This is a genomic window from Serratia sp. JSRIV001 (genome assembly GCF_019968745.1).
Taxonomy (GTDB): domain Bacteria; phylum Pseudomonadota; class Gammaproteobacteria; order Enterobacterales; family Enterobacteriaceae; genus Chania; species Chania fonticola_B.
The window spans coordinates 2,102,440-2,125,202 of sequence record NZ_CP074147.1; the positions used below are offsets into that span (position 1 = coordinate 2,102,440).

General features: G+C 53.4%; 17 protein-coding genes. 13 read left to right on the forward strand and 4 right to left on the reverse strand.

Annotation, left to right across the window (positions count from 1 at the left end):
- Nucleotides 1-78 precede the first annotated feature (78 nt).
- The 3 genes from pflB to ycaO all read right to left on the reverse strand — a co-directional run bounded on the left by pflB (nt 79) and on the right by ycaO (nt 5,495).
- The gene (gene pflB / locus KGP17_RS09555) at nt 79-2,361 is read right to left on the reverse strand and encodes a formate C-acetyltransferase (RefSeq protein ID WP_021804926.1); all 2,283 of its coding nucleotides are present in this window, start codon (nt 2,359-2,361) and stop codon (nt 79-81) included.
- A 60-nt stretch (nt 2,362-2,421) separates the two neighbouring features.
- A complete protein-coding gene (gene focA / locus KGP17_RS09560; RefSeq protein WP_024484609.1) occupies nt 2,422-3,282 on the reverse strand; it encodes a formate transporter FocA in 861 nt (286 codons plus the stop codon).
- A 449-nt stretch (nt 3,283-3,731) separates the two neighbouring features.
- A complete protein-coding gene (ycaO, locus tag KGP17_RS09565) occupies nt 3,732-5,495 on the reverse strand; it encodes a 30S ribosomal protein S12 methylthiotransferase accessory factor YcaO (protein ID WP_071680745.1) in 1,764 nt (587 codons plus the stop codon).
- Nucleotides 5,496-5,643: 148 nt separating this feature from the next.
- On the opposite strand from ycaO, the gene ansB reads away from it, so the two are divergent.
- From ansB to lpxK, 10 genes are all read left to right on the forward strand, one after another.
- Nucleotides 5,644-6,690 carry an L-asparaginase 2 gene (gene ansB / locus KGP17_RS09570; protein WP_037375004.1) on the forward strand — a complete coding sequence of 349 codons (1,047 nt, stop codon included), beginning with the start codon at nt 5,644-5,646 and terminating at the stop codon, nt 6,688-6,690.
- Between the two features lie 85 nt (nt 6,691-6,775).
- On the forward strand, nt 6,776-7,468 hold the full coding sequence (locus KGP17_RS09575; protein ID WP_059200392.1) for a DUF421 domain-containing protein: 693 nt from the start codon (nt 6,776-6,778) through the stop codon (nt 7,466-7,468).
- A gap of 248 nt (nt 7,469-7,716) precedes the next feature.
- Nucleotides 7,717-8,802 (forward strand): 3-phosphoserine/phosphohydroxythreonine transaminase, encoded by a 1,086-nt coding sequence (gene serC / locus KGP17_RS09580; RefSeq protein ID WP_021804922.1) that lies wholly within the window; start codon nt 7,717-7,719, stop codon nt 8,800-8,802.
- 116 nt (nt 8,803-8,918) lie between these two features.
- Nucleotides 8,919-10,205: a 3-phosphoshikimate 1-carboxyvinyltransferase gene (gene aroA, locus KGP17_RS09585; protein WP_021804921.1), complete on the forward strand. Its 1,287-nt coding sequence runs from the start codon at nt 8,919-8,921 to the stop codon at nt 10,203-10,205.
- A gap of 192 nt (nt 10,206-10,397) precedes the next feature.
- Nucleotides 10,398-11,087, forward strand: coding sequence for a (d)CMP kinase (cmk, locus tag KGP17_RS09590; protein ID WP_021804920.1), 690 nt, complete (start codon nt 10,398-10,400; stop codon nt 11,085-11,087).
- Between the two features lie 191 nt (nt 11,088-11,278).
- Nucleotides 11,279-12,955 carry a 30S ribosomal protein S1 gene (gene rpsA, locus KGP17_RS09595; RefSeq protein WP_021804919.1) on the forward strand — a complete coding sequence of 559 codons (1,677 nt, stop codon included), beginning with the start codon at nt 11,279-11,281 and terminating at the stop codon, nt 12,953-12,955.
- 62 nt (nt 12,956-13,017) lie between these two features.
- Nucleotides 13,018-13,302, forward strand: a complete 285-nt coding sequence (gene ihfB / locus KGP17_RS09600) for an integration host factor subunit beta (protein ID WP_004928264.1) — start codon at nt 13,018-13,020, stop codon at nt 13,300-13,302.
- Between the two features lie 231 nt (nt 13,303-13,533).
- Nucleotides 13,534-15,822, forward strand: a complete 2,289-nt coding sequence (locus KGP17_RS09605) for a ComEC family protein (protein ID WP_223499223.1) — start codon at nt 13,534-13,536, stop codon at nt 15,820-15,822.
- 35 nt (nt 15,823-15,857) lie between these two features.
- The gene (gene msbA / locus KGP17_RS09610) at nt 15,858-17,603 is read left to right on the forward strand and encodes a lipid A ABC transporter ATP-binding protein/permease MsbA (protein ID WP_021804917.1); all 1,746 of its coding nucleotides are present in this window, start codon (nt 15,858-15,860) and stop codon (nt 17,601-17,603) included.
- Nucleotides 17,603-18,580 (forward strand): tetraacyldisaccharide 4'-kinase, encoded by a 978-nt coding sequence (gene lpxK / locus KGP17_RS09615; RefSeq protein WP_059200394.1) that lies wholly within the window; start codon nt 17,603-17,605, stop codon nt 18,578-18,580. The genes msbA and lpxK overlap by 1 nt, the downstream gene beginning before the upstream one ends.
- Before the next feature lies 1 nt (nt 18,581).
- Here lpxK and KGP17_RS09620 read toward each other — a convergent pair whose 3' ends face one another.
- The gene (locus KGP17_RS09620) at nt 18,582-19,988 is read right to left on the reverse strand and encodes a VOC family protein (protein ID WP_209522288.1); all 1,407 of its coding nucleotides are present in this window, start codon (nt 19,986-19,988) and stop codon (nt 18,582-18,584) included.
- A 517-nt stretch (nt 19,989-20,505) separates the two neighbouring features.
- Between KGP17_RS09620 and KGP17_RS09625 the strand changes: the two genes are divergently transcribed.
- The 3 genes from KGP17_RS09625 to KGP17_RS09635 all read left to right on the forward strand — a co-directional run bounded on the left by KGP17_RS09625 (nt 20,506) and on the right by KGP17_RS09635 (nt 22,495).
- Nucleotides 20,506-20,715 carry a cold shock domain-containing protein gene (locus KGP17_RS09625; protein ID WP_021804914.1) on the forward strand — a complete coding sequence of 70 codons (210 nt, stop codon included), beginning with the start codon at nt 20,506-20,508 and terminating at the stop codon, nt 20,713-20,715.
- Nucleotides 20,716-20,936: 221 nt separating this feature from the next.
- On the forward strand, nt 20,937-21,158 hold the full coding sequence (locus KGP17_RS09630) for a cold-shock protein (protein ID WP_021804913.1): 222 nt from the start codon (nt 20,937-20,939) through the stop codon (nt 21,156-21,158).
- Between the two features lie 110 nt (nt 21,159-21,268).
- Nucleotides 21,269-22,495, forward strand: a complete 1,227-nt coding sequence (locus KGP17_RS09635) for a winged helix-turn-helix domain-containing protein (RefSeq protein ID WP_209527744.1) — start codon at nt 21,269-21,271, stop codon at nt 22,493-22,495.
- Nucleotides 22,496-22,763 lie beyond the last annotated feature (268 nt).

A 22,763-nucleotide genomic window follows, 5' to 3' on the forward strand; every position in this document is an offset into this window, starting at 1 on the left:
TAGTAAAAAGGCCGGAATATCCGGCCTTGGTAACACTTGTTCAGTGGGGCAGAGTGATCCGCCCCGGAGAAACCGCGATTAGATCGACTGGGTGAAAGTACGAGTAATCACGTCTTGTTGCTGTTCTTTAGTCAACGAGTTGAAGCGCACTGCGTAACCCGATACGCGGATGGTCAGCTGAGGATATTTCTCAGGGTTTTCCATCGCGTCCAGCAGCATTTCACGGTTCATCACGTTCACGTTCAGGTGCTGACCGCCTTCGATGGACGCTTCGTGGTGGAAGTAACCATCCATCAGACCCGCCAGGTTGGCTTTACGCACGTCGTCATCTTTACCCAACGCGTTAGGCACGATGGAGAAGGTGTAAGAGATACCATCTTTCGCATAGGCAAACGGCAGTTTGGCTACGGAGGTCAGAGAGGCTACAGCACCTTTCTGATCGCGGCCGTGCATTGGGTTGGCACCTGGACCAAATGGAGCGCCAGCACGACGGCCATCTGGGGTGTTACCGGTTTTCTTACCATAAACCACGTTAGAGGTGATGGTCAGCACGGACTGAGTTGGTACCGCATTACGGTAGGTACGCAGTTTCTGAATTTTCTTCATGAAACGTTCTACCAGGTCGCAAGCGATGTCATCTACGCGAGAATCGTTGTTACCGAACTGCGGGTATTCACCTTCGATTTTGAAGTCGACAGCCAGGCCGTCTTCATCACGGATGGTGGATACTTTGGCGTACTTGATGGCAGACAGGGAGTCGGCTGCTACGGACAGACCCGCGATACCACAAGCCATGGTGCGATAAACATCACGGTCATGCAGAGCCATCAGCGCAGCTTCATAGCTGTACTTGTCGTGCATGTAGTGAATGATGTTCAACGAGGTCACATACTGCTTGGCCAGCCAGTCCATGAAGTGGTCCATACGTTCCATGACTTTGTCATAGTCCAGTACGGTGTCCATCATTGGGGCTTCTTTCGGGCCAACCTGCATTTTCAGTTTTTCATCAACGCCGCCGTTGATTGCGTACAACATGGTTTTCGCCAGGTTGGCACGCGCACCGAAGAACTGCATTTGCTTACCGACAATCATCGGGCTGACGCAACAGGCGATGGCATAGTCATCGTTGTTGAAGTCTGGGCGCATCAGGTCGTCGTTTTCATACTGTACGGAGGAGGTGTCGATAGACACTTTCGCGGCGTATTTTTTGAAGTTCAACGGCAGTTTTTCAGACCACAGGATGGTCATGTTTGGCTCTGGAGATGGCCCCATGGTGTACAGCGTGTTCAGGAAGCGGAAGCTGTTTTTGGTTACCAGCGTACGACCATCAACACCCATACCGGCCAGGGATTCTGTTGCCCAGATTGGGTCACCAGAGAACAGCTCATCATATTCAGGAGTACGCAGGAAGCGAACCATACGCAGTTTCATGACCAGGTGGTCGATCAGTTCCTGCGCCTGCAGTTCGGTCAGTTTACCGGCCTTGATATCGCGCTCAATGAACACGTCCAGGAAGGTAGATACGCGGCCGAAGGACATGGCTGCACCGTTCTGGGATTTCACCGCGGCCAGGTAGCCGAAGTAGGTCCACTGCACGGCTTCTTGAGCGGTGCTGGCTGGGCCGGAAATGTCGTAGCCGTATTTGGCGGCCATTTCTTTAATCTGCCCCAGGGCGCGGTGCTGTTCAGCAATTTCTTCGCGCAGCTGGATGGTCATTTCCAGATCTTCGCCATTTTCCAGACGGGTCTGCAGAGACTTGAACTGGTTCAGCTTGTCGGCCATCAGGAAGTCGATACCGTACAAAGCAACGCGACGGTAGTCACCGATGATACGGCCACGGCCATACGCATCTGGCAGACCGGTCAGCACGCCAGACTTACGGCAGTTCAGGATGTCTTTGGTGTAAACATCGAATACGCCCTGGTTGTGGGTTTTGCGGTATTCGGTGAACACTTTCTTCACTTGTGGATCCAGTTCACGGCCATAAACCTTGCATGAACCTTCAACCATCTTGATGCCGCCGAATGGGATCAGCGCGCGCTTCAGAGGAGCATCAGTCTGCAAACCAACGATGGTCTCCAGATCTTTGTTGATATAGCCCGCATCATGAGAAGTCACGGTGGAGACGACGTTGGTATCGAAATCAACTGGCGCATGGGTGCGGTTTTCCAGTTTGATCCCTTCCATAACCTTGTCCCACAGAGTGGTAGTGGCTTGACTTGCGCCAGCCAGGAAGGATTCATCACCCTCGTAAGGAGTGTAGTTTTTCTGGATGAAGTCACGTACGTTGACTTCTTTCTGCCAGTCACCTTCGCTGAAACCTTGCCAAGCGGTCGCTAACTTCTCGTTAAGTTCGGTCATTATACACCTACCTTCTAATGTGGATTTCTTTGTAAACCCGGCGCCGTGCCAGCCAACAGATTAGTGATTCTGTTTGCCGCCACGCAGATAAATTACCCAGTAAGTCAACCCAACCAGTAGACCACCGCCAATGATGTTACCGATGGTGACGGGGATCAGGTTGTCGATGATAAAGTTGCTTACGGTCAGATGAGCGAATTGCTCGGGTGCTGCCCCCACGGCTTGCCAAAACTCTGGCGTGGCAAAGTGCTTAACCACTATACCCATAGGGATCATAAACATGTTGGCGATACTGTGCTCAAAGCCGCTGGCAACGAACATGGCTACCGGCAGGATCATGGCGAACATCTTGTCCATCAGGCTGCGGCCGGAGTAGCTCATCCAGACGGCCAGGCAAACCATCAGGTTAGCCAGAATGCCCAGACAGACGGCTTCGATAAAGGTGTGGTGCAGTTTATGGTCGGCGGTTTGCAATACGTTCAAACCCCACAGGCCATTGGCCGCCATATACTCGCCTGAGAACCAGATCAGAGCAACGAAGAACAGGGCACCAATCAGGTTGCCAATATAGACGTTTAACCAGTTAAGAGCCAATTGCCCCCAGGTAATACGCCCGCTGGCTTTGGCAATCACGGTCAGTACGGTGGAGGTAAACAGGTCCGCCCCGCAGACGACGACCAGCATTAACCCCATGGAAAAGCAGATACCACCCACCAGCTTGGCGAGGCCGAAAGGAATGGCGGCGGTGCCGGTGGTCGCTGTGATATAAAAAACAAAGGCGATAGAAATGAACACACCTGCGGTGATCGCTAAATAAAAAGTCGTCAGCGGATGCTTGGTGGCTTTATACACCCCCGCATCCTCGGCAACTTTCGCCATCGCGGCAGGTAACAGCATATCGAAGGGGTTGTCAGCTCTCACACTAACTCTCGCTCTTAAGGGTTATTACAACACACTGAGATACTAGCAAAGCAGTATAGGGTAAAAATTGACTTGGATCATAACGCGCGGAAGTAAAACGGCTTAAAACCGCAAATTTAGTAGGGTTTATTGAGTTATATTATTGATTTTAATGTAAAAAATATTTTTTAATGTTTACAAAAAATTTTGAAGTTAACGCCGTTTTGGACTGGGAAGGGTTAAATTTTTGTACTTATTGTCGCTTTTTGATGAATAAGCATTAATTGATGGTTAATTAATATTTCACGCTGACGTAACAATTGGCGATTTAATTATCCTGTTGGCTGATAAGTGCGCTTTTGATAAAAACATTCAACGTCAGGGTTTGCCTGTTTTTTGATCGGCAATCGGGTCAAGGCTGCTTCTTTGGGAGTAACGCCGGTAAGGTTCTACCGGCGTATCAATCTGGCTTATGCCTGCGCCCAGTGACGGCGTTTGGCAGTTTGCAGCTTTTCGTAAGCCGCCAACAGCGCTTGGTGGGCCGGCAGGGCTTTCAATTCACTGTCGATGGCAAACAGGCCGTTGAAGCGCTCTTCACCGCTCATGGCCGCAGAGGCAGCGTCAACCGCATCCTGACCATACATCTTCACGAAGGCCGTGTGATATTGAGCAGGATCGCGTTCTGGCTCCAACGCCAACAGCAGCAGTGTCTGCAGGCAACGATAGTAGTTACTGCGCTCTGGGGTAAACAGTGAGGCGTTGAACTCCTGCGTCCACTCGGCCCAGATCAGTGCCTGCTCGAGATCGCCACCGGCCAATGCCAGCATGGATTTCAGTTCGCCAACGCGCAGGGTGTACCAGGCGTTGTCTTTACCAGAGGCAATGCCCAGCAATTCACGTACGCGGGTGAAATCGTCCAACCCTTCATCATCCAACTGCTGGATCAGAGCCAGGTACTCTTCCGGCTCCCACTCGCTGCCCGGCAGTTGCAGCAGGGTTTCACGCAGGTGCGCGCCCATGCTGTTGTTTGCCAGCAGCAGATCCTCTGCCGGATAGATGTCGGACATCCCCGGTACGATGATACGGCAGGCGTACACGTCCAGGTGCTCGTAATCGGCGATGTACACTTCGGCATCTTCTTTATTAAAGATGCTCATCAGGGTGGCGAACTCTTCCTGCGTGCTGCCGCTGAAACTCCAGTCGACAAACGGATAGTCGGCATCCTGTTTGAACAGATCCCAGGAGATCAAACCGCTGGAATCGATGAAGTGAGTTTCCAGGTTGGCGTGCTCGGCGACTTCCTCGTCGTCGAAGGTTGGGGCGGTAAACACATCCAGATCTTTCAAGCCGCGGCCTTGCAACAGCTCGGTAACCGTACGCTCCAGCGCGACCCCGAAATCAGGGTGAGCCCCAAAGGAGGCAAAGCAGGTGCCGTTGGCAGGGTTGAACAACACCACGCAGATCACCGGGTAGTTGCCGCCTAACGAAGCATCATAAGAGAGGATCGGGAAACCTTCGGCTTCCAGCTTGGCGATCGCCTCAACCACGTCAGGATAGCGGTTCAGCACTTCGCTCGGGATTTCCGGCAGGCTGATGGACTCGGCGATGATGCGGTTTTTCACATAACGCTCGAACACCTCGGAGAGGCCCTGAACCCGCGCTTCGTTGGCGGTATTGCCAGCGGACATGCCGTTGGACACGTACAGGTTGCCGATGATGTTCATCGGAATATAAACGGTCTGCTGATCCGACTGGCGGGTGAATGGCAGGGCGCAGATGCCACGATCGCTATTGCCAGACTGCAGATCGATCAGATCGCTGGCAGTCAGTTCCTGCTCCGGATCGTAGAAAGCGTGCGTGCGCTCATCCAGGATGCCTTGTGGCAGTGAGTTGTCAGCCGGGATCGGGAACCATTTCTCATTGGGATAGTGAACGAAATCGCCTTCGGCAATCTGTTGGCCCAAATAGAAATCGGCGAAGAAATAGTTGGTCGACAGGCGCTCGAAATACTCGCCCAGCGCGGAAGCCAGCGCGGCCTTTTTGCTGGCACCTTTACCGTTGGTGAAGCACAGCGGGCAATCGCGATCGCGGATATGCACTGACCAGACGTGTGGCACCGGATTCAGCCAGGAGGCTTCTTCGATATTGAAACCCAGATCGGTTAATTTCTGCTGAAAACGTGCGATGGAGTCTTCCAGTGCCGCGTCTTTGCCAGGAATAAAAGTTTGCGTCATTGTCTTCACTTATGTGGCGTACTAAAAACGCGCAATGATACGGGGTTTTGTTCTCAAGCTCCACGTATTCCTAAAGCCGATCAGAAGTCACAGTTTTTCTAGGGATAAAGACGATAATTCAGCGGGTTAACAATAATGGAGAAACGTAATGAAATCAGTGAAACTCAGCGTGTTGGCACTACTGTTGGCCGGAGCATGCGGCTCGGCTCTGGCGTTACCTAACATCACCTTGCTGGCCACCGGCGGGACTATCGCTGGTGGCGGCGACTCGGCCACCAAGTCTAACTACACCGCAGGTAAACTGGGTGTTGAAGCGCTGGTAGATGCCGTGCCGGAGTTGAAAAAGGTTGCCAACGTGCAGGGCGAGCAGGTGGTCAACATCGGTTCGCAGGATATGAATGACGAAGTTTGGCTCAAACTGGTCAAGAAAATCAATGCGGACTGTGCCAAAACCGATGGCTTCGTGATCACCCACGGTACCGACACGCTGGAGGAGACCGCTTATTTCCTGGATCTCACCGTCAAGTGCGATAAGCCGGTCGTGATCGTGGGGGCGATGCGCCCGGCAACGGCCATGAGTGCCGATGGTCCATTTAACTTGTATAACGCAGTTGTCACAGCCGCTGACCCTCAATCGGCCAAGCGTGGCGTGCTGGTGGTGATGAATGATACGGTGCTCGATGGCCGCGACGTGACCAAAACCAATACCACCGGCGTACAGACTTTCCAGTCACCTAATTTTGGCCCGTTGGGATACATCCACAACGGCAAAATCGACTACCAACGTTCGCCACAGCGCAAGCACACCAGCGAAACGCCGTTTAACGTCGACCAGATGAGTACGCTGCCGACGGTTGGTATTATCTATAACTATGCCAACGCGTCCGACGCGCCAGCCAAGGCGCTGATCGCCGAAGGTTATCAAGGGATCGTCAGCGCCGGGGTGGGTAATGGCAACCTGTATAAAACCGTATTTGATACGCTGGCCACGGCGGCCCATAACGGCGTAGCGGTAGTGCGTTCCTCCCGTGTGCCTACTGGCTCCACTACTGAAGATGCGGAAGTGGATGATACTAAACTCGGTTTTGTGGCAGCCGGAACGCTGAATCCGCAAAAAGCGAGAATTCTGCTGCAACTGGCATTAACTCAAACCAAAGACGCCAAACAGATCCAGGCGATGTTTAATCAGTATTGATCCCTGACTCAAGTGGGGGCGTAATGCCCCCATTTTCCCCGCTCCGACTATGCTGTAGGAAATCTCTTTTCGCAGGAACGATTTCATGCAGGCATTTGATATCCAAAGAATGGCATTTGACGAGACCACGCCAGAGTTCCTGGCCGAGGTGGCGCTACGCTGCCTGTTCACTTTTCTGCTGGTGTTTATCTTCTTAAAAATGACCGGGCGCCGTGGCGTACGCCAAATGTCGCTGTTTGAAGTGCTGATCATCCTGACTCTGGGGTCCGCCGCGGGTGACGTCGCGTTTTATCACGATGTTCCTTTGCTACCGGTGCTGATGGTTTTCGTTTGTATGATGGTGATGTACCGCTTTTCCACCTGGTTGATGGATCGCTTTCAAAAACTCCAGACCTGGATGGAGGGCGAGCCGCTGATTCTGGTCAGTGAGGGGCTGTTCGATTGGGATATCCTGTGCCGGGAAAATATCACCCATGATGAGTTCTTTATGGAACTCCGTCAGGCCGGTGTTGAGCACCTTGGGCAGGTGAGATTGGCCATCCTGGAGGTGAACGGCACCATATCGGTGTATTTCTACCCGGATGAGCAGGTACGGCCAGGATTACCAGTGTTACCGGCACAATGCGTCAAAAGCGTGGTTGAGATTGATGTGGAGGGTGACTATGCCTGCGGGATGTGTAGCCTGATCTCCACCTTGACGCCATCACCCGAACACGACTGCCCACGCTGTGGTAACCGTAAATGGATCGCAGCCTTGTCCCATAGCCGGGTAAGCTGAATACAGCACAAAAAACCGCGTTAACCCGCTGAATACGCCAGTGTCACAGCGTTTTATGGCATAAATAAACCCTGAGGCCGCAGAGCCTGTTATTTGCGGTCTCGCCAGTTTCTCACCCTTGGAACAATAAGCATTGCAGCCGGGTTACGTGAGTGATAAAACCGATAGAGTTGGTTAACATCAGCGTTAACTTCGGGCATATGTCGAAAGCCGATTTTTACGGCGCACAGTGAATGTGGTGAGGGGAAATGACTCAGGTTTATAATTTTAGCTCAGGCCCGGCGATGCTGCCGGTTGAAGTGTTGCGTCGTGCGGAACAAGAGCTGTGCAACTGGCACGGTCTTGGCACGTCGGTGATGGAAATCAGCCATCGCAGTAAAGAATTTATCGCCGTCGCCGAACAGGCCGAACAGGATCTGCGCGATCTGCTGAAAGTCCCCGCCAACTATAAAGTGCTGTTCTGCCACGGCGGTGCCCGTGCCCAATTTGCCGCGTTGCCACTGAACCTGTTGGGTGATAACACCACCGCCGACTATATCGATGGTGGCTACTGGGCGCACAGCGCGATCACCGAAGCGGAAAAATACTGCCAACCCAACGTGATCGACGTCAAAACCACCGTTGACGGCTTAAGCGGCATCAAGCCGATGAAAGAGTGGCAACTGAGCGATAACGCGGCATACGTCCACTATTGTCCGAACGAAACCATTGACGGTGTGGCCATTGATGAAACGCCAGACTTTGGCGATAAAGTGGTGATTGGCGATTACTCTTCGACCATCCTTTCCCGTCCGTTGGACGTCAGCCGTTTCGGCGTTATCTATGCGGGCGCACAGAAAAACATTGGCCCCGCTGGCCTGACGCTGGTGATTGTGCGTGATGACCTGCTGGGTAAAGCACGCCGTGAAGTCCCGTCGATCCTGGATTACACCGTGTTGGCAGAAAACGACTCGATGTTCAACACGCCGCCAACCTTCGCCTGGTATCTGTCTGGCCTGGTATTCAAATGGCTGAAAGAGCAGGGCGGCCTGGTGGAAATGCAAAAGCGTAACCAGGCCAAGGCCGAGTTGCTGTATAGCACTATCGATCAGTCGGACTTCTACCGTAGCCGTGTGGCCGTTGCCAACCGCTCCTGGATGAACGTGCCGTTCCAGCTTGCCGATCCTGCGCTGGATAAAGTGTTCCTGAGCGAAGCAGAAGCCATTGGCCTGCAGGCGCTGAAGGGCCACCGCGTAGTAGGCGGCATGCGTGCTTCCATCTATAATGCGATGCCGCTGGCCGGCGTGAAGACCCTGACCGACTTTATGGTCGACTTTGAACGCCGCCATGGTTGATTGCCACCGCCCGCATTGAACGGGCGGTCGTACCGCTGTTGTCCTTTTGCATTAAAGCGGCTCCGGCATTATCCCGGGGCCGTTTCGTTTATCAGATTCTGGAGAGTTGTGTTCACATGGTGGATTCCCTGACGTTACAACCGGTTGCTTTGGTCGATGGCACCGTCAACTTACCCGGCTCCAAGAGCGTATCCAATCGGGCTTTGCTACTGGCTGCACTGGCGCGGGGAACGACCCGGCTGACCAACCTGCTGGACAGCGACGACGTGCGTCATATGTTGAATGCCTTGCAGGCGCTGGGAGTGAGTTACCAGCTCTCCGACGATCGCACCACCTGTTCCGTTGAGGGTAATGCTGGCCCGTTGGTTGCCGCGCAGCCGCTGGAGCTGTTCCTCGGTAATGCCGGTACGGCAATGCGTCCATTAGCGGCAGCACTGTGTCTGGGAGAGGGCGACGTGGTGTTGACCGGCGAACCGCGCATGAAAGAGCGCCCGATCGGCCATCTGGTGGATGCCTTACGCCAGGGCGGGGCGCAAATCGATTACCTTGAACAAACCGATTATCCACCTGTGCGCCTGCGTGGCGGTTTCCGCGGCGGCGACGTAAGCGTTGACGGCAGCGTATCCAGCCAGTTTCTGACCGCCTTGCTGATGATGGCACCGTTGGCGGCCCAAGACACCGCTATCCATATTTTGGGTGAGCTGGTTTCCAAACCTTATATCGATATTACCCTGCACCTGATGAGGACTTTCGGCGTGGAAGTCACGCACGACAACTATCGCGTGTTCCATATCCGTGGGCAGCAGACTTACCGTTCACCAGGCGACTATCTGGTAGAAGGCGATGCCTCTTCAGCATCCTATTTCCTGGCCGCTGCGGCGATTAAGGGCGGCACAGTGCGTGTTACCGGTATCGGTAAGAAAAGCGTGCAGGGCGATACCAAATTTGCCGACGTGCTGGAAAAAATGGGCGCGCGCATCACCTGGGGCGATGACTTTATCGAGTGCAGCCGCGGTGAGCTCAAAGGCATCGATATGGACATGAACCACATTCCAGATGCGGCGATGACCATTGCCACCACCGCGCTGTTCGCGGCCGGGCCGACCACCATCCGCAATATCTACAACTGGCGGGTAAAAGAAACCGACCGTCTGGCGGCGATGGCAACAGAACTACGCAAAGTTGGCGCCGAGGTGGATGAAGGTGAGGATTACATCCACGTTGTGCCGCCAAGCAAGCTGCAGTTTGCCGAGATCGGCACTTACAACGATCACCGTATGGCGATGTGCTTCTCGCTGGTGGCGCTGTCCGATACGCCGGTGACCATTCTTGATCCGAAGTGCACCGCCAAGACCTTCCCGGACTATTTTGAGCAGTTGGCGCGTATCAGCCAGTTGGCCTAATCTTCTCTATATCCGTTATCAATGGGCCTCGTTTGAGGCCTTTTTTGCGATTAGTGCCCATCTTTTCGGCAATCAGACAGTTCGCGGTAACAGTAAACTCCACAGGCGCGTATAATACGCCCCCGAATCTGCTCCTACTTGGGCAGACAGCAGGGCGTGTTCCTGTGAGGTTCCTACCTGAAGGAGAGAGAAATGACGGCTACAGTTCCGGTGATAACCGTTGATGGACCAAGTGGTGCAGGCAAAGGCACGCTGTGCAAGGCGCTGGCAGAATCCCTTGGTTGGCGTTTGCTGGATTCCGGCGCGATTTATCGCGTACTGGCCCTGGCAGCGTTGCACCATCAGGTGGATATCACCTCTGAAGAGGCGTTAGTCCCCTTGGCCGCCCATCTCGACGTCCGCTTTGTTGCTCAGGACGGCAAGCTGCAGGTTATTTTGGAAGGTGAGGACGTCAGTAATGAGATCCGCACCGAAACCGTTGGCAATACGGCTTCGCAAACGGCCGCATTCCCACGAGTTCGTGAGGCGCTGCTGCGCCGCCAACGCGCTTTTCGCGAGGCACCGGGCCTGATCGCCGATGGCCGTGACATGGGCACGGTGGTGTTCCCGGATGCGCCGGTTAAAATTTTCCTTGACGCCAGTTCCGAAGAGCGTGCGCATCGTCGCATGCTACAGTTGCAGGAAAAGGGCTTTAATGTTAACTTTGAACGTCTTTTAGCCGAGATAAAGGAACGGGATGACCGTGACCGTAATCGGGCTATTGCGCCACTGGTACCGGCTCTCGATGCCCTCGTGTTGGATTCTACCAGCATGTCGATCGAGGAAGTGATCCAGCGGGCGTTGGCATATGCACATGAAGTTTTGGCGTTGCCGCAGCAATAAGCGCGGCGGCGTTTTTAGCTTTTTGTCATATTTGTCATCGTACTGCATAGCAGTAACTGAATATATCGGGTAAAATTTTACCCCTGTAACCTAAACCTTGTCGGCAGGAAGCCAATGGCAAGGTATGTGAAACAACCCCATTCGGCGGGACGCTAAATGGACGTTAAACTATAGAACCCTGAAGATTAAACATGACTGAATCTTTCGCTCAACTCTTTGAAGAATCCCTGAAAACAATCGAAACCCGTCCGGGTTCCATCGTTCGTGGTGTTGTTGTTGCTATCGATAAAGATGTCGTACTGGTTGACGCCGGTCTGAAATCTGAATCTGCCATCCCGGCTGAGCAATTCAAAAACGCCCAGGGCGAGCTGGAAATCCAGGTTGGTGACGAAGTTGACGTTGCGCTGGACGCTGTTGAAGATGGCTTCGGTGAAACTCTGCTGTCCCGTGAGAAAGCTAAGCGTCACGAAGCTTGGATCACGCTGGAAAAAGCTTACGAAGAAGCTGAAACTGTCGTCGGTGTTATCAACGGCAAAGTTAAGGGTGGCTTCACTGTAGAGCTGAACGGTATTCGTGCGTTCCTGCCAGGTTCCCTGGTTGACGTGCGTCCAGTTCGCGACACTCTGCACCTGGAAGGCAAAGAGCTTGAGTTCAAAGTCATCAAGCTGGATCAGAAGCGCAACAACGTTGTTGTTTCTCGTCGTGCAGTAATCGAATCCGAAAACAGCGCAGAGCGCGATCAACTGCTGGAAAACCTGCAGGAAGGCATGGAAGTTAAAGGTATCGTTAAGAACCTCACTGACTACGGTGCATTCGTGGATCTGGGCGGCGTTGACGGCCTGCTGCACATCACTGACATGGCTTGGAAACGCGTTAAGCACCCAAGCGAAATTGTCAACGTGGGCGACGAAATCACTGTCAAGGTGCTGAAGTTCGACCGCGAGCGTACTCGTGTATCTCTGGGCCTGAAGCAACTGGGCGAAGATCCATGGGTTGCTATCGCTAAACGTTACCCAGAAGGCACCAAGCTGACTGGTCGTGTTACCAACCTGACTGATTACGGCTGCTTCGTGGAAATCGAAGAAGGTGTTGAAGGTCTGGTACACGTTTCTGAAATGGATTGGACCAACAAAAACATCCATCCGTCCAAAGTTGTTAACGTGGGCGATGTAGTGGAAGTGATGGTTCTGGACATCGATGAAGAACGTCGTCGTATCTCCCTGGGCCTGAAGCAGTGCAAAAACAACCCATGGCAGCAGTTCGCAGAAACCCACAACAAGGGCGACCGCGTTGAAGGTAAAATCAAGTCTATCACTGACTTCGGTATCTTCATCGGCCTGGACGGCGGCATCGACGGCCTGGTTCACCTGTCTGACATCTCCTGGAACGTTGCAGGCGAAGAAGCAGTTCGTGAATACAAGAAAGGCGACGAAATCGCAGCTGTGGTTCTGCAAGTTGACGCAGAGCGCGAGCGTATCTCCCTGGGCGTGAAGCAACTGGCTGAAGATCCGTTCAATAACTACCTGTCTATGAACAAGAAAGGTACTATTGTTACTGGTAAAGTCACTGCAGTTGACGCCAAAGGTGCTACAGTTGAATTAGCAGGCGGCGTAGAAGGTTACCTGCGTGCTTCTGAAGCCTCTCGCGACCGTATTGAAGACGCAACTCTGGTTCTGAACGTTGGTGACGAAGTTGAAGCTAAATTCACTGGCGTTGACCGTAAGAACCGCGTTGTAAGCCTGTCCGTCCGTGCGAAGGACGAAGCTGACGAGAAAGATGCAATCGCTACGGTTAACAACACCAAACCGGAAGAAAGCAACTTCTCTAACGCTATGGCTGAAGCCTTCAAAGCGGCTAAAGGCGAGTAATGACGGGGGGCGGTTTCTGACCGCCCCGATACGGTAGTTTAGCTGCAAAGCTTGGAGGAACTATGACCAAGTCTGAACTTATTGAAAGACTTGCTGGCCAGCAATCTCATATTCCGGCGAAGGCCGTTGAGGATGCAGTGAAAGAGATGCTCGAACACATGGCAGCTACGCTAGCCGAAGGTGAGCGCATCGAGATCCGCGGATTCGGCAGTTTTTCTCTTCACTACCGTGCTCCGCGCGTCGGCCGTAACCCTAAAACGGGTGACAAAGTTGAGTTGGACGGCAAGTACGTCCCTCACTTCAAGCCAGGTAAAGAGTTACGTGACCGTGCCAATATCTATGGCTAGTCGCTGACCACCCATAGTGTTGTTGCTTGTAAAGAATATAAAACGGTGCCTTAGGGTGCCGTTTTTTTTCGCCTGAAAACCCTCCCATACCTGCCAAAATTTGCGCTGCGCTCCGCAACCTTTCCTGCAAATGCCAAATAGCCAACCGATTGTTTACGACCTCCTTTCCTGAGTAGCAACCTGCAACTGGCGGTTATTCGTCTGAGAAGTCACATTTGTTGCAGGATAAACTTGGCAAGGAGCGCGGAAATCAGGATCTCACTGGATAGGGCCGCCATCGCTTTGGTGATGGGGATGCTGCCGATACTGTTTTTGCCCCACTTACCATCGTGGCCTTTATTGATGGGGCTAGCCGTTGCGGCTTTGTGGCTCTGGCGATATAAGCCGAATCCATGGCGCCAGGCACTATGCTGCTGCCTGCTGGGCTTTATCTACGCCACCGGCAGTGCCAGCCTGTTGATGCAGCAAGTCGCAACGTTGACGACCAACGGCGATAAAGCCGTGATTGCTTCCGTGCGTAGCATTTGGCTGAACGGGGCTGAAACGCCACAGGTGCAACTGCGTATTGAGCAGGTTGGCGGGCGATGGCTGGTTCCTGCATTGTCCTTTACGGCAAACTGGCGTGGCGAAAAGCCCTGTGCGGGGCAACGTTGGGCAATGAAGATTCGCTTCCGTCCGGTACATAGCAGCCTGAATGAAGGGGGCTTTGACGGGCAGCGTTGGGCCATTGCTAATCGGCAACCGTTGCGTGGCTTTGTACGTTCCGCAACGGCACTGGATAAGGGCTGCAACTGGCGCCAACTGATCGTCAAACAAATGGATCAATCGTTCATTCCACTGACGCAACGCCCGGTGTTGCTGGCGCTGGCGTTTGGCGAACGCTCGCTGATGAGTAATGAACTGCGTGGGCAACTGATGAAAACCGGCGTGGCTCACCTGATGGCCATTTCTGGCCTGCATATTTCCCTGGCCGCTGCCTTTGCCTGGGGGCTGGCGCGTGGCGTGCAGTTTTTATTGCCCGCGCGTTACATCGGCTACCGTTTGCCGCTGGTCGTCAGTTGGTTGATGGCGCTGTGCTATGTGTGGTTGGCAGGTGGGCAACCTCCGGCAATGAGGGCCTTTATTGCCTTGTCTCTGTGGCTTTGGCTGCGCCTTAAAGGAGTTTCCTGCACTTCCTGGCAAATCTGGCTGTGGTGTATCAGCCTGCTGTTGCTGTGCGATCCTATGTCGGTGCTTTCGGACAGCTTCTGGCTCTCCGCCCTGGCGGTTGCGGCCTTAATCTTTTGGTTCGAATGGGCACCGTTGCCCAGGCGCTTCAGCACTTCTTGGGGTTGGGCACCTCTGCGTTGGTTACACATGCAACTAGGTATGACGCTATTGCTGATGCCGTTACAATTTGGCCTGTTTCATGGCTTGAGCTGGACATCGTTACCCGCCAACCTTTGGGCGGTACCGATCGTTTCTCTGCTGTCGGTTCCGTTGATATTGTTGGCATTGATGCTATTTTTTATTCCGCCGGTAAGCCACTGGTGTTGGCAATTGGCCGATCTTACCGTCAGTTGGGCCTTATGGCCGCTTCCCGGGCTCGAGCAAGGGTGGCTAGAGGTTGGGGCTGCCTTGCTGCAATTTAGCGCCCTTGGGTGGTTAGCCGTGGTTTGCTGGCGTTTTCGCTGGTGGTATCACTTTCCTGTTGGTTGTGCCGTTGTGGTGCTAGGTTGCCTATTCGGGCGGGAAAGATCGCCAGATTATCGCTGGCGGGTAGATATGCTCGACGTAGGGCACGGCCTGGCGGTGGTGATCGAGCGAGAAGGTAAGGCCGTCATCTTTGATACGGGCAACCGCTGGCAAGCCTCCAGCGCGGCAGAGCGCAACATTTTGCCATTCCTGCGTTGGCGGCAGATCTCGCTGGAGCAAATCGTGATCAGCCATAGCCATCTGGATCATATCGGCGGCTTGCCGGTACTCGAAGCGGCGTTTCCACAGGCCAGCGTGCGTACGCCGATCGTTAACGTTGGCCACCTGCCTTGCGTACAAGGGCAGCGATGGGTGTGGCGAGAGCTAAACTTTCAGGTGTTGTGGCCTCCTGCAAGGGTGGATTATGCCGCTAACGATGATTCCTGCGTAGTGCGTGTCGATGACGGCAAGTTCAGCCTGTTGCTGACGGGTGATATTGAACGCCGAGCTGAGCAGGCATTGCTGAAACAACGTGCGAATTTACCCAGCACTATCCTTCAGGTGCCTCATCACGGCAGCAAGACATCTTCAACGCCGCCATTTTTGCGTGCCGTTGCCCCCAAGCTGGCGTTTGCCTCGGCATCCCGCTATAACGCCTGGCGGTTACCGGCAGCAAAAATAGTCAAACGCTATCGGGAAAATCACATTCCCTGGCGTGATACGGCCCGCTCAGGGCAGCTCAGCGTGTTTTTTTATCGTCATGATTGGCAAGTTAAAGGCTTTCGCGAACAACTAAATCCACGTTGGTATCATCAGTGGTTTGGCGTTGAGGGGGATAATGAGTAGAATGGGCCGCTATTTCTTCCGATGCTGGTATTTGCATGATGAATGATAAAGATCTGTCCACCTGGCAGACGTTCCGCCGCCTCTGGCCGATGATCACACCGTTTAAAACCGGGTTGGTGGTCGCCGCCATTGCGCTGGTTTTAAACGCCGCGGGGGATACGTTGATGCTGTCCCTGCTCAAACCGTTATTAGACGACTTTGGTAAAGCCGATAGCCGAGTCTTGCATTGGATGCCGTTGGTCGTGATTGGCCTGATGCTGATGCGTGGCATCACCAGCTATGTCTCCAGCTACTGTATTTCCTGGGTGTCTGGCATGGTGGTAATGCAGATGCGCCGCCGCCTGTTCGGCCATATGATGCGAATGCCGGTGGCCTTTTTTGACCAGCAATCAACAGGAACTCTGCTTTCACGTATTACCTACGACTCGGAACAGGTAGCTTCATCCTCTTCCAGCGCGTTGGTTACCGTGGTGCGTGAAGGGGCCTCGATCATCGGCCTGTTCATCATGATGTTTTATTACAGCTGGCAGCTCTCACTGATCCTGATCGTGCTGGCACCGATCGTTTCCTTCGCGATCCGCCTGGTCTCCAAACGTTTCCGCAATATCAGTAAAAATATGCAAAACACCATGGGGCAGGTGACGACCAGTGCAGAACAGATGCTGAAAGGGCATAAAGAAGTGCTGATCTTTGGTGGCCAACAGGTGGAAACCGAGCGCTTCAACACCGTCAGTAACCGCATGCGTCAGCAGGGGATGAAGCTGGTTTCGGCTTCTTCTATTGCCGATCCTATTATTCAGTTGATCGCCTCATTGGCATTGGCGTTTGTGCTGTTTGCAGCAAGCTTCCCTAGCGTGATGGATACGCTGACCGCCGGTACCATTACCGTGGTGTTCTCCGCCATGATTGCCTTGATGCGCCCACTGAAATCCTTGACCAACGTGAATGCCCAGTTCCAGCGCGGCATGGCGGCCTGCCAGACGTTGTTCTCGATCCTGGATTTGGAACAGGAAAAGGATACCGGTACTCGCCAGGTTGAGCGTGCCAAAGGCGATATCGAATTCCGTAATGTGACCTTCGCCTATCCTGGGCGCGAGATCCCAGCGCTGCGTGATATCAATCTGAGCATTTCAGAAGGTAAAACGGTGGCGTTGGTTGGTCGTTCTGGTTCGGGTAAATCGACGATTGCCAACCTGCTGACGCGGTTCTACGACGTGCAGGAAGGGCAGATCCTGATGGATGGCCACGACCTGAGGGAATATACCCTGGCCTCGCTGCGCGATCAGGTTGCCCTGGTCTCACAGAACGTCCACCTGTTCAATGACACCATTGCCAACAACATTGCCTATGCTCGTGAAGAGCGCTACAGCCGTGAAGAGATTGAGAAAGCGGCGCGTATGGCCTATGCCACCGACTTCATTGATAAAATGGAGCAGGGTCTGGATACGGTGATCGGTGAGAACGGCGTGATGCTTTCCGGTGGTCAGCGTCAGCGTATTGCCATCGCTCGTGCCTTGCTGCGAGATTGCCCAATCCTGATCCTGGATGAAGCCACCTCCGCGCTGGATACCGAATCCGAGCGTGCGATCCAGGCGGCCTTGGACGAACTGCAGAAAAACCGTACCTCATTGGTGATTGCCCACCGTCTGTCGACTATCGAGAAAGCCGATGAGATCCTGGTGGTTGAAGATGGGCGTATCGTTGAACGTGGCCAGCATGCCGAGTTGATCGAGCAGAAAGGGGCTTACGCACAACTTCACCGCATGCAGTTTGGTCAGTAATGATAGAGCGCATCTGGTCAGGTAGTTCACTGGTTTACCTGCTGCTGTTGCCGCTCTCCTGGCTGTATGGCCTGGTGAGCGGCCTGATCCGCCTTAGCTACCGCTGTGGCTTGCGCAAGAGTTGGCGTGCGCCGGTGCCGGTGGTTATCGTGGGGAACCTTACTGCGGGTGGCAACGGTAAAACACCGATGGTGATCTGGTTGGTTGAACAGCTGCAACAGCGTGGCTACCGGGTCGGCGTGGTTTCCAGAGGTTACGGCGGCAAGTCGGCGGTCTATCCGCTGGTGCTGGATGCTCAGACTACCACCCGGCAAGCCGGTGATGAACCCGTGTTGATCTTTCAGCGCACCGGGGCACCGGTGGCTATTTCGCCAAAGCGCGCCGAAGCGGTGCAAGCCTTGTTGAACCAGGGCAAGCTTGATTTGATCATCACCGACGATGGCCTCCAGCACTATGCTTTACAGCGTGATTTTGAGCTGGTGGTGATCGATGGCGTTCGTCGCTTCGGCAACGGCTGGTGGCTACCCGCTGGCCCAATGCGTGAGCGTGTATCCCGCTTAAAGACGGTGGATGCCTGTGTGGCAAATGGCGGTGTTGCCCAGCCGGGGGAAATCGCCATGAAGCTCCAGGCGCAGGATGCGGTGAATATCGCCAGCGGTGAGCGCCGCCCGGCGATCGAATTACCCCACGTGGTGGCGATGGCAGGGATCGGTCATCCTCCAAGATTTTTCGCCACGCTAGAAAAGTTGGGGGTTGAAGTCGAGCGCGAGGTTGCTTTTGCCGATCACCAGGAATACAACCACGGGCAGTTAGCCGCATTGGCGAGCCAAGGCCAAACGCTGCTGATGACCGAGAAGGATGCGGTGAAATGCCGTGCATTTGCCCAGCCTGACTGGTGGTATTTACCGGTTGAAGCGGTACTTCCCACCGAGCAGGCCGAGCAACTGTTGCAAGGAATTCAGAAGTTAATCAAATAATCTAAGCTTCCAAAGCGTGCAAGCCCAAGGCTTGCGCGCAAGCTTGCAGTGAGCGCTGCTGCGTTTGCTGATAAAGCGCTAACTCATCAATCACGCCTGCCCCTAATGCCTGTTCAAACGCCGCACGGCTTGATGACGCCGCGTATTGCGCATGGCGGCTCCCCCCCAGATTAGACTGAAAAATTCCGGCGGCGCTGACCGGCAGGAAATCCTCATACACCAACGGCTGGAAGCGGATGTAGTCCAGTGCGATGAGCTGTTCAAGCGTGCTGTGCTGCTCAACGGTCTCTTTAGCCGCCAGCCCGCATTCGGTAGGGAAATAGCGGAACCAGGCTAATTGCTGCACGCGCAGTGTATTGTAATCATCCGGGAAGGCTTGGAAATGCTCAGCCAGCAGTTGGTAATAGCGTGGAGCATTATCTTCCGTAGCCGGAACCTGTAATGCATCCTGGGCGGCCTGCAGCAGGCGATCGTAAAGCGCTCGCCCTTTGGCGGTCAGGGCTACGCCCCGTTGCTCAATTTCACCGAAACGCGCGGTATGATGGCCCACAACCTGATGACCGTCGGGTTCGATAAACAGGACTTGTTCCTCTAACGCTTTGAAACTGGTCTGGCGTAGCAGAATAGGGCAGTTGCGTGTAGGTGGGCCTTCGATCACCGCTTTAGGCGGGATCCCGCGTTCTGGCATTGCCGCCTGTACTCGATCGATATCCAGCGTTCTTGGTGTCAGGTGGTTGATATGCGGCCCTTTGAAGGCGACGATATCGGCGATCAGGCGATGTTGATTGTGCAACTGTTGATACTCGCTGGCGCTGACGGTGGCCAAACGGTGCCAACGGAAGGTTTCGAGCGCCTGGGCAACGAATTCTTGCGCCTGTTCAGCATCCAGCCCGCCCTGAACTTCATGTAACGCTATCAGCTCCAAAGCCCGCTCGGTAAAAATGCAGCGGCGATCCAGCAGCCGTTGTGCCAGCTCGCGTAGCGCCACATTCTCAATCAGTTCCAGCCGTAGCAACGAAGTAAAGATGCGAAACGGGCTGACTTGCAGATCGGCTTCATGTACGGCACGAAAGGCGGTGGAGTGGACGGGGACACCAGCAGCGGTGAGATCGTAATAACCCACAGGAGACATGCCCATGACGGCAAACAGTCGTCGTAAAGTCTGCAATTCAGCTGCCGTGCCGACGCGGATAGCGCCGTGGCGCTCCATCGATAATCGACCGATTTCACCGGTAATCTGCAACCCATGTGCCAAGGCTGAATCTTTACTCAGCACCTCCCGATTGGTTTCAGCGACCAGTTCGATCAAGTCACCATACAGTGGCACCTCTTGTTGATACATGGCCGACATTGCCAGGGAAAATTTGGCGCGAATGTCATTCGGCGAGACGAAGTGCTGGTCGATCATACTGCTAGCTCCTTAGCTCAATAAAATCTGAAAAATGCGGTTTAGGCCGCCAATAGTGCTGGCCAGATGACACCTCACCGTGTTTTTGACTCAAGTCTAGTCAGTTGGTTCGTGATTTGTTATCGATTGGCTAACGATATTAGTGTTTTATGCGTTGGCTCTCATTTGCAGGTATCACCCCAAGTGGTGAGTGATGAGCGAAATGCTCTTTCGGTGAGCTAAAAAAAAGAGGGGTTTAAATTTTGAAAATCAGTGTGATAGGAATATTTTTGGCGGATATAGCTAAAAAGTGTGATAAACCTCTTGTCTTGATGATGAGTTTATGAGTTAATGCATACCGGCCTGTGATGCAGCGCTATTTATGTACGAGTATAGATTAAGTAGTTCCTCCCAAGACGTTATCATCTGATTCCGCTTCAAAGACGAACCTTCTAAGTACCTCCCATAAGTAATGATTCTGAAAAACGGCCAAATTGCCATAGGGCAGGTTTTTGTAAATATTTAAAAGGTAATAGTAATGTCTAAGAAGACTGGTCAGGTTAAGTGGTTCAACGAAAGTAAAGGTTTTGGTTTCATTGAACAACAAGATGGCGGCAAAGATGTATTCGTACACTTCTCTGCAATCATGACCGAAGGTTTCAAGACTCTGGCAGAAGGCCAGCGTGTTGAGTATACCATTCAGGACAGCCCGCGCGGGCCGGCTGCCGCCAACGTTGTTGCTCTGTAAGTTTACAGGGAATAGCGTATAGAGAGCTTAATACAACCATAATGACGCGTTTATGCTGAGTTATGCGGAAGATATTAAGCTCAAACAGCCCGCCGTAGTGCGGGTTTTTTAATTTTTGCTCACGAGAGGTTTGTTACGAGAAACTTTAGGATGGGCTGGTAGCGTCCACACAATAACAAAAATAACGTTGTGAAGGATGCTCAAGTGAAAGGATATAAAATATGTTTAAGAATACAATGCTAAAAATGGGCCAAGTGAAATGGTTTGATCAGGCTCAAGGCTATGGTGTTATTTCACCGGTCGATGGTAGTGACGAAATTTATGTTAGCCGCCGTGCTATCGCCAATACCAAGAACAAGTCATTAAACGAAGGTCAGAACGTCGAGTTCTCGATTTATCGTAGCTCTCACGGGCTGTCAGCGGCAGACGTTATCGCGTTCTGACCCAAACTTTCCTCGCCAGTGCCGGTGCCGCCACCCCATGCACTGGCGAAGAAAATTTCTCCAGGATCCTCTATCATCAGGCCATTGCTCAATGACCCTTGGATATCAGGATGCCAATCCCCGTTATTTCGCTTTCCTCTGCCCGCGCGCTTCATCTTGCCGCTCAAGGGCTGCTATCCCCGATCAAACGCCAGGCTTGCCCCGATGATGTGATTACCGCCATCGATCGTATGGGGTTGCTGCAAATTGACACCATCAGCGTGGTGGCCCGCAGCCCTTACCTGGTGCTGTTCAGTCGCTTGGGTGATTATCGGCCAGAATGGCTGGAACAGGCCTTGGCTAGCCGCAAACTGTTTGAGTACTGGGCGCACGAAGCCTGTTTTCTCCCTATCGATGACTTTGGTCTGTTACGCCACCGCATGCTGCAACCTCAGGGGATGGGGTGGAAATACTCGCAGGAATGGGTGCAACAGCACCAACAGGCTCTCGATGAACTGCTACAGCATATCGCGGTAAATGGGCCGGTGCGTTCGGCCGATTTTAGCGCCGAAAAGAAAGGCGCTAACGGCTGGTGGGATTGGAAGCCGGAAAAGCGTCATCTGGAAATTCTGTTTACCTCTGGCAAGTTGATGGTGGCTGAACGCCGTAATTTTCACCGTGTCTACGATCTCACCGAACGTTTATTGCCGCAGTGGGATGATGATGTACATGCCTTACCTCAGGCGACGGCGCAGCAACAGATGCTCACCCGCAGTTGCCGCTATCTCGGCGTGTTTAAAGCCGAATGGCTGGCGGATTATTACCGCTTGAAACGCGTCGCCCCCAGACCGTTGTTGGCAATGCTATTACAGCAGGGAGAGATCTCCCAGATCGCTATCGACGGGCTGGAAGGGGAATTTTATGTCCATCAGTCGCTGGCAGCCGAGTTGGCGCTGGCGGTACAAGGGAAGTTGAAATCTACGGTAACTTGCCTGCTGTCTCCTTTTGATCCGGTAGTGTGGGATCGGCGGCGCGCGCTGGAACTGTTCAACTTTGACTATCGGTTGGAATGCTACACGCCAAAAGAAAAACGCCAGTACGGCTATTTCACTTTGCCGTTGTTGCAACGGGGTGAACTGATTGGCCGGGTAGATGCGAAAATGCACCGCAAACAGGGCGTGTTTGAAGCGATCAGTTTCCATCTTGAATCTGGGGTCAAGCTGGGTAAGCAGCGTTGTCAGGATATTCGTCAGGCAATCACCCGTACGGCGAAATGGCACGGGGCGCAGCAGATTTCGCTGGGCGATGTTCCGGCGCTGTTGGCCGCAGAGTGGGGGCAGGGCTGGGAAGTAGAATAACTAACGCCCTTCGCCCTAAGCTTTGTTAGTTGCTGTAGTTGGCAAACAGCGCGATGATTTTATGAAGACGTTTGATCATTTGCAGGTTCTCATTTTTTTGTGATGTAAATCACAAAAAATTCTACGCCTGCTAATGGAGTGATTCAACCCCCGCAGAAAAATTTCCCGTTCGGCAACCGTCTGAGCAAATCAGGCGGTGATTAACCGGTCCTATGGCGTTATGCTATCCTCACGCACTTTCCCTGTTAGCATATCTTCCCCTGGAGGA

What these genes read in the sequence shown, in the direction of transcription:
- pflB (WP_021804926.1), bottom strand. Translation starts at nt 2,361, where the DNA reads ATGACCGAACTTAACGAGAAGTTAGCGACCGCTTGGCAAGGTTTCAGC.
- ycaO (WP_071680745.1), bottom strand. Translation starts at nt 5,495, where the DNA reads ATGACGCAAACTTTTATTCCTGGCAAAGACGCGGCACTGGAAGACTCC.
- ansB (WP_037375004.1), top strand. Translation starts at nt 5,644, where the DNA reads ATGAAATCAGTGAAACTCAGCGTGTTGGCACTACTGTTGGCCGGAGCA.
- KGP17_RS09575 (WP_059200392.1), top strand. Translation starts at nt 6,776, where the DNA reads ATGCAGGCATTTGATATCCAAAGAATGGCATTTGACGAGACCACGCCA.
- serC (WP_021804922.1), top strand. Translation starts at nt 7,717, where the DNA reads ATGACTCAGGTTTATAATTTTAGCTCAGGCCCGGCGATGCTGCCGGTT.
- aroA (WP_021804921.1), top strand. Translation starts at nt 8,919, where the DNA reads ATGGTGGATTCCCTGACGTTACAACCGGTTGCTTTGGTCGATGGCACC.
- cmk (WP_021804920.1), top strand. Translation starts at nt 10,398, where the DNA reads ATGACGGCTACAGTTCCGGTGATAACCGTTGATGGACCAAGTGGTGCA.
- rpsA (WP_021804919.1), top strand. Translation starts at nt 11,279, where the DNA reads ATGACTGAATCTTTCGCTCAACTCTTTGAAGAATCCCTGAAAACAATC.
- ihfB (WP_004928264.1), top strand. Translation starts at nt 13,018, where the DNA reads ATGACCAAGTCTGAACTTATTGAAAGACTTGCTGGCCAGCAATCTCAT.
- msbA (WP_021804917.1), top strand. Translation starts at nt 15,858, where the DNA reads ATGATGAATGATAAAGATCTGTCCACCTGGCAGACGTTCCGCCGCCTC.
- lpxK (WP_059200394.1), top strand. Translation starts at nt 17,603, where the DNA reads ATGATAGAGCGCATCTGGTCAGGTAGTTCACTGGTTTACCTGCTGCTG.
- KGP17_RS09620 (WP_209522288.1), bottom strand. Translation starts at nt 19,988, where the DNA reads ATGATCGACCAGCACTTCGTCTCGCCGAATGACATTCGCGCCAAATTT.
- KGP17_RS09625 (WP_021804914.1), top strand. Translation starts at nt 20,506, where the DNA reads ATGTCTAAGAAGACTGGTCAGGTTAAGTGGTTCAACGAAAGTAAAGGT.
- KGP17_RS09630 (WP_021804913.1), top strand. Translation starts at nt 20,937, where the DNA reads ATGTTTAAGAATACAATGCTAAAAATGGGCCAAGTGAAATGGTTTGAT.
- KGP17_RS09635 (WP_209527744.1), top strand. Translation starts at nt 21,269, where the DNA reads ATGCCAATCCCCGTTATTTCGCTTTCCTCTGCCCGCGCGCTTCATCTT.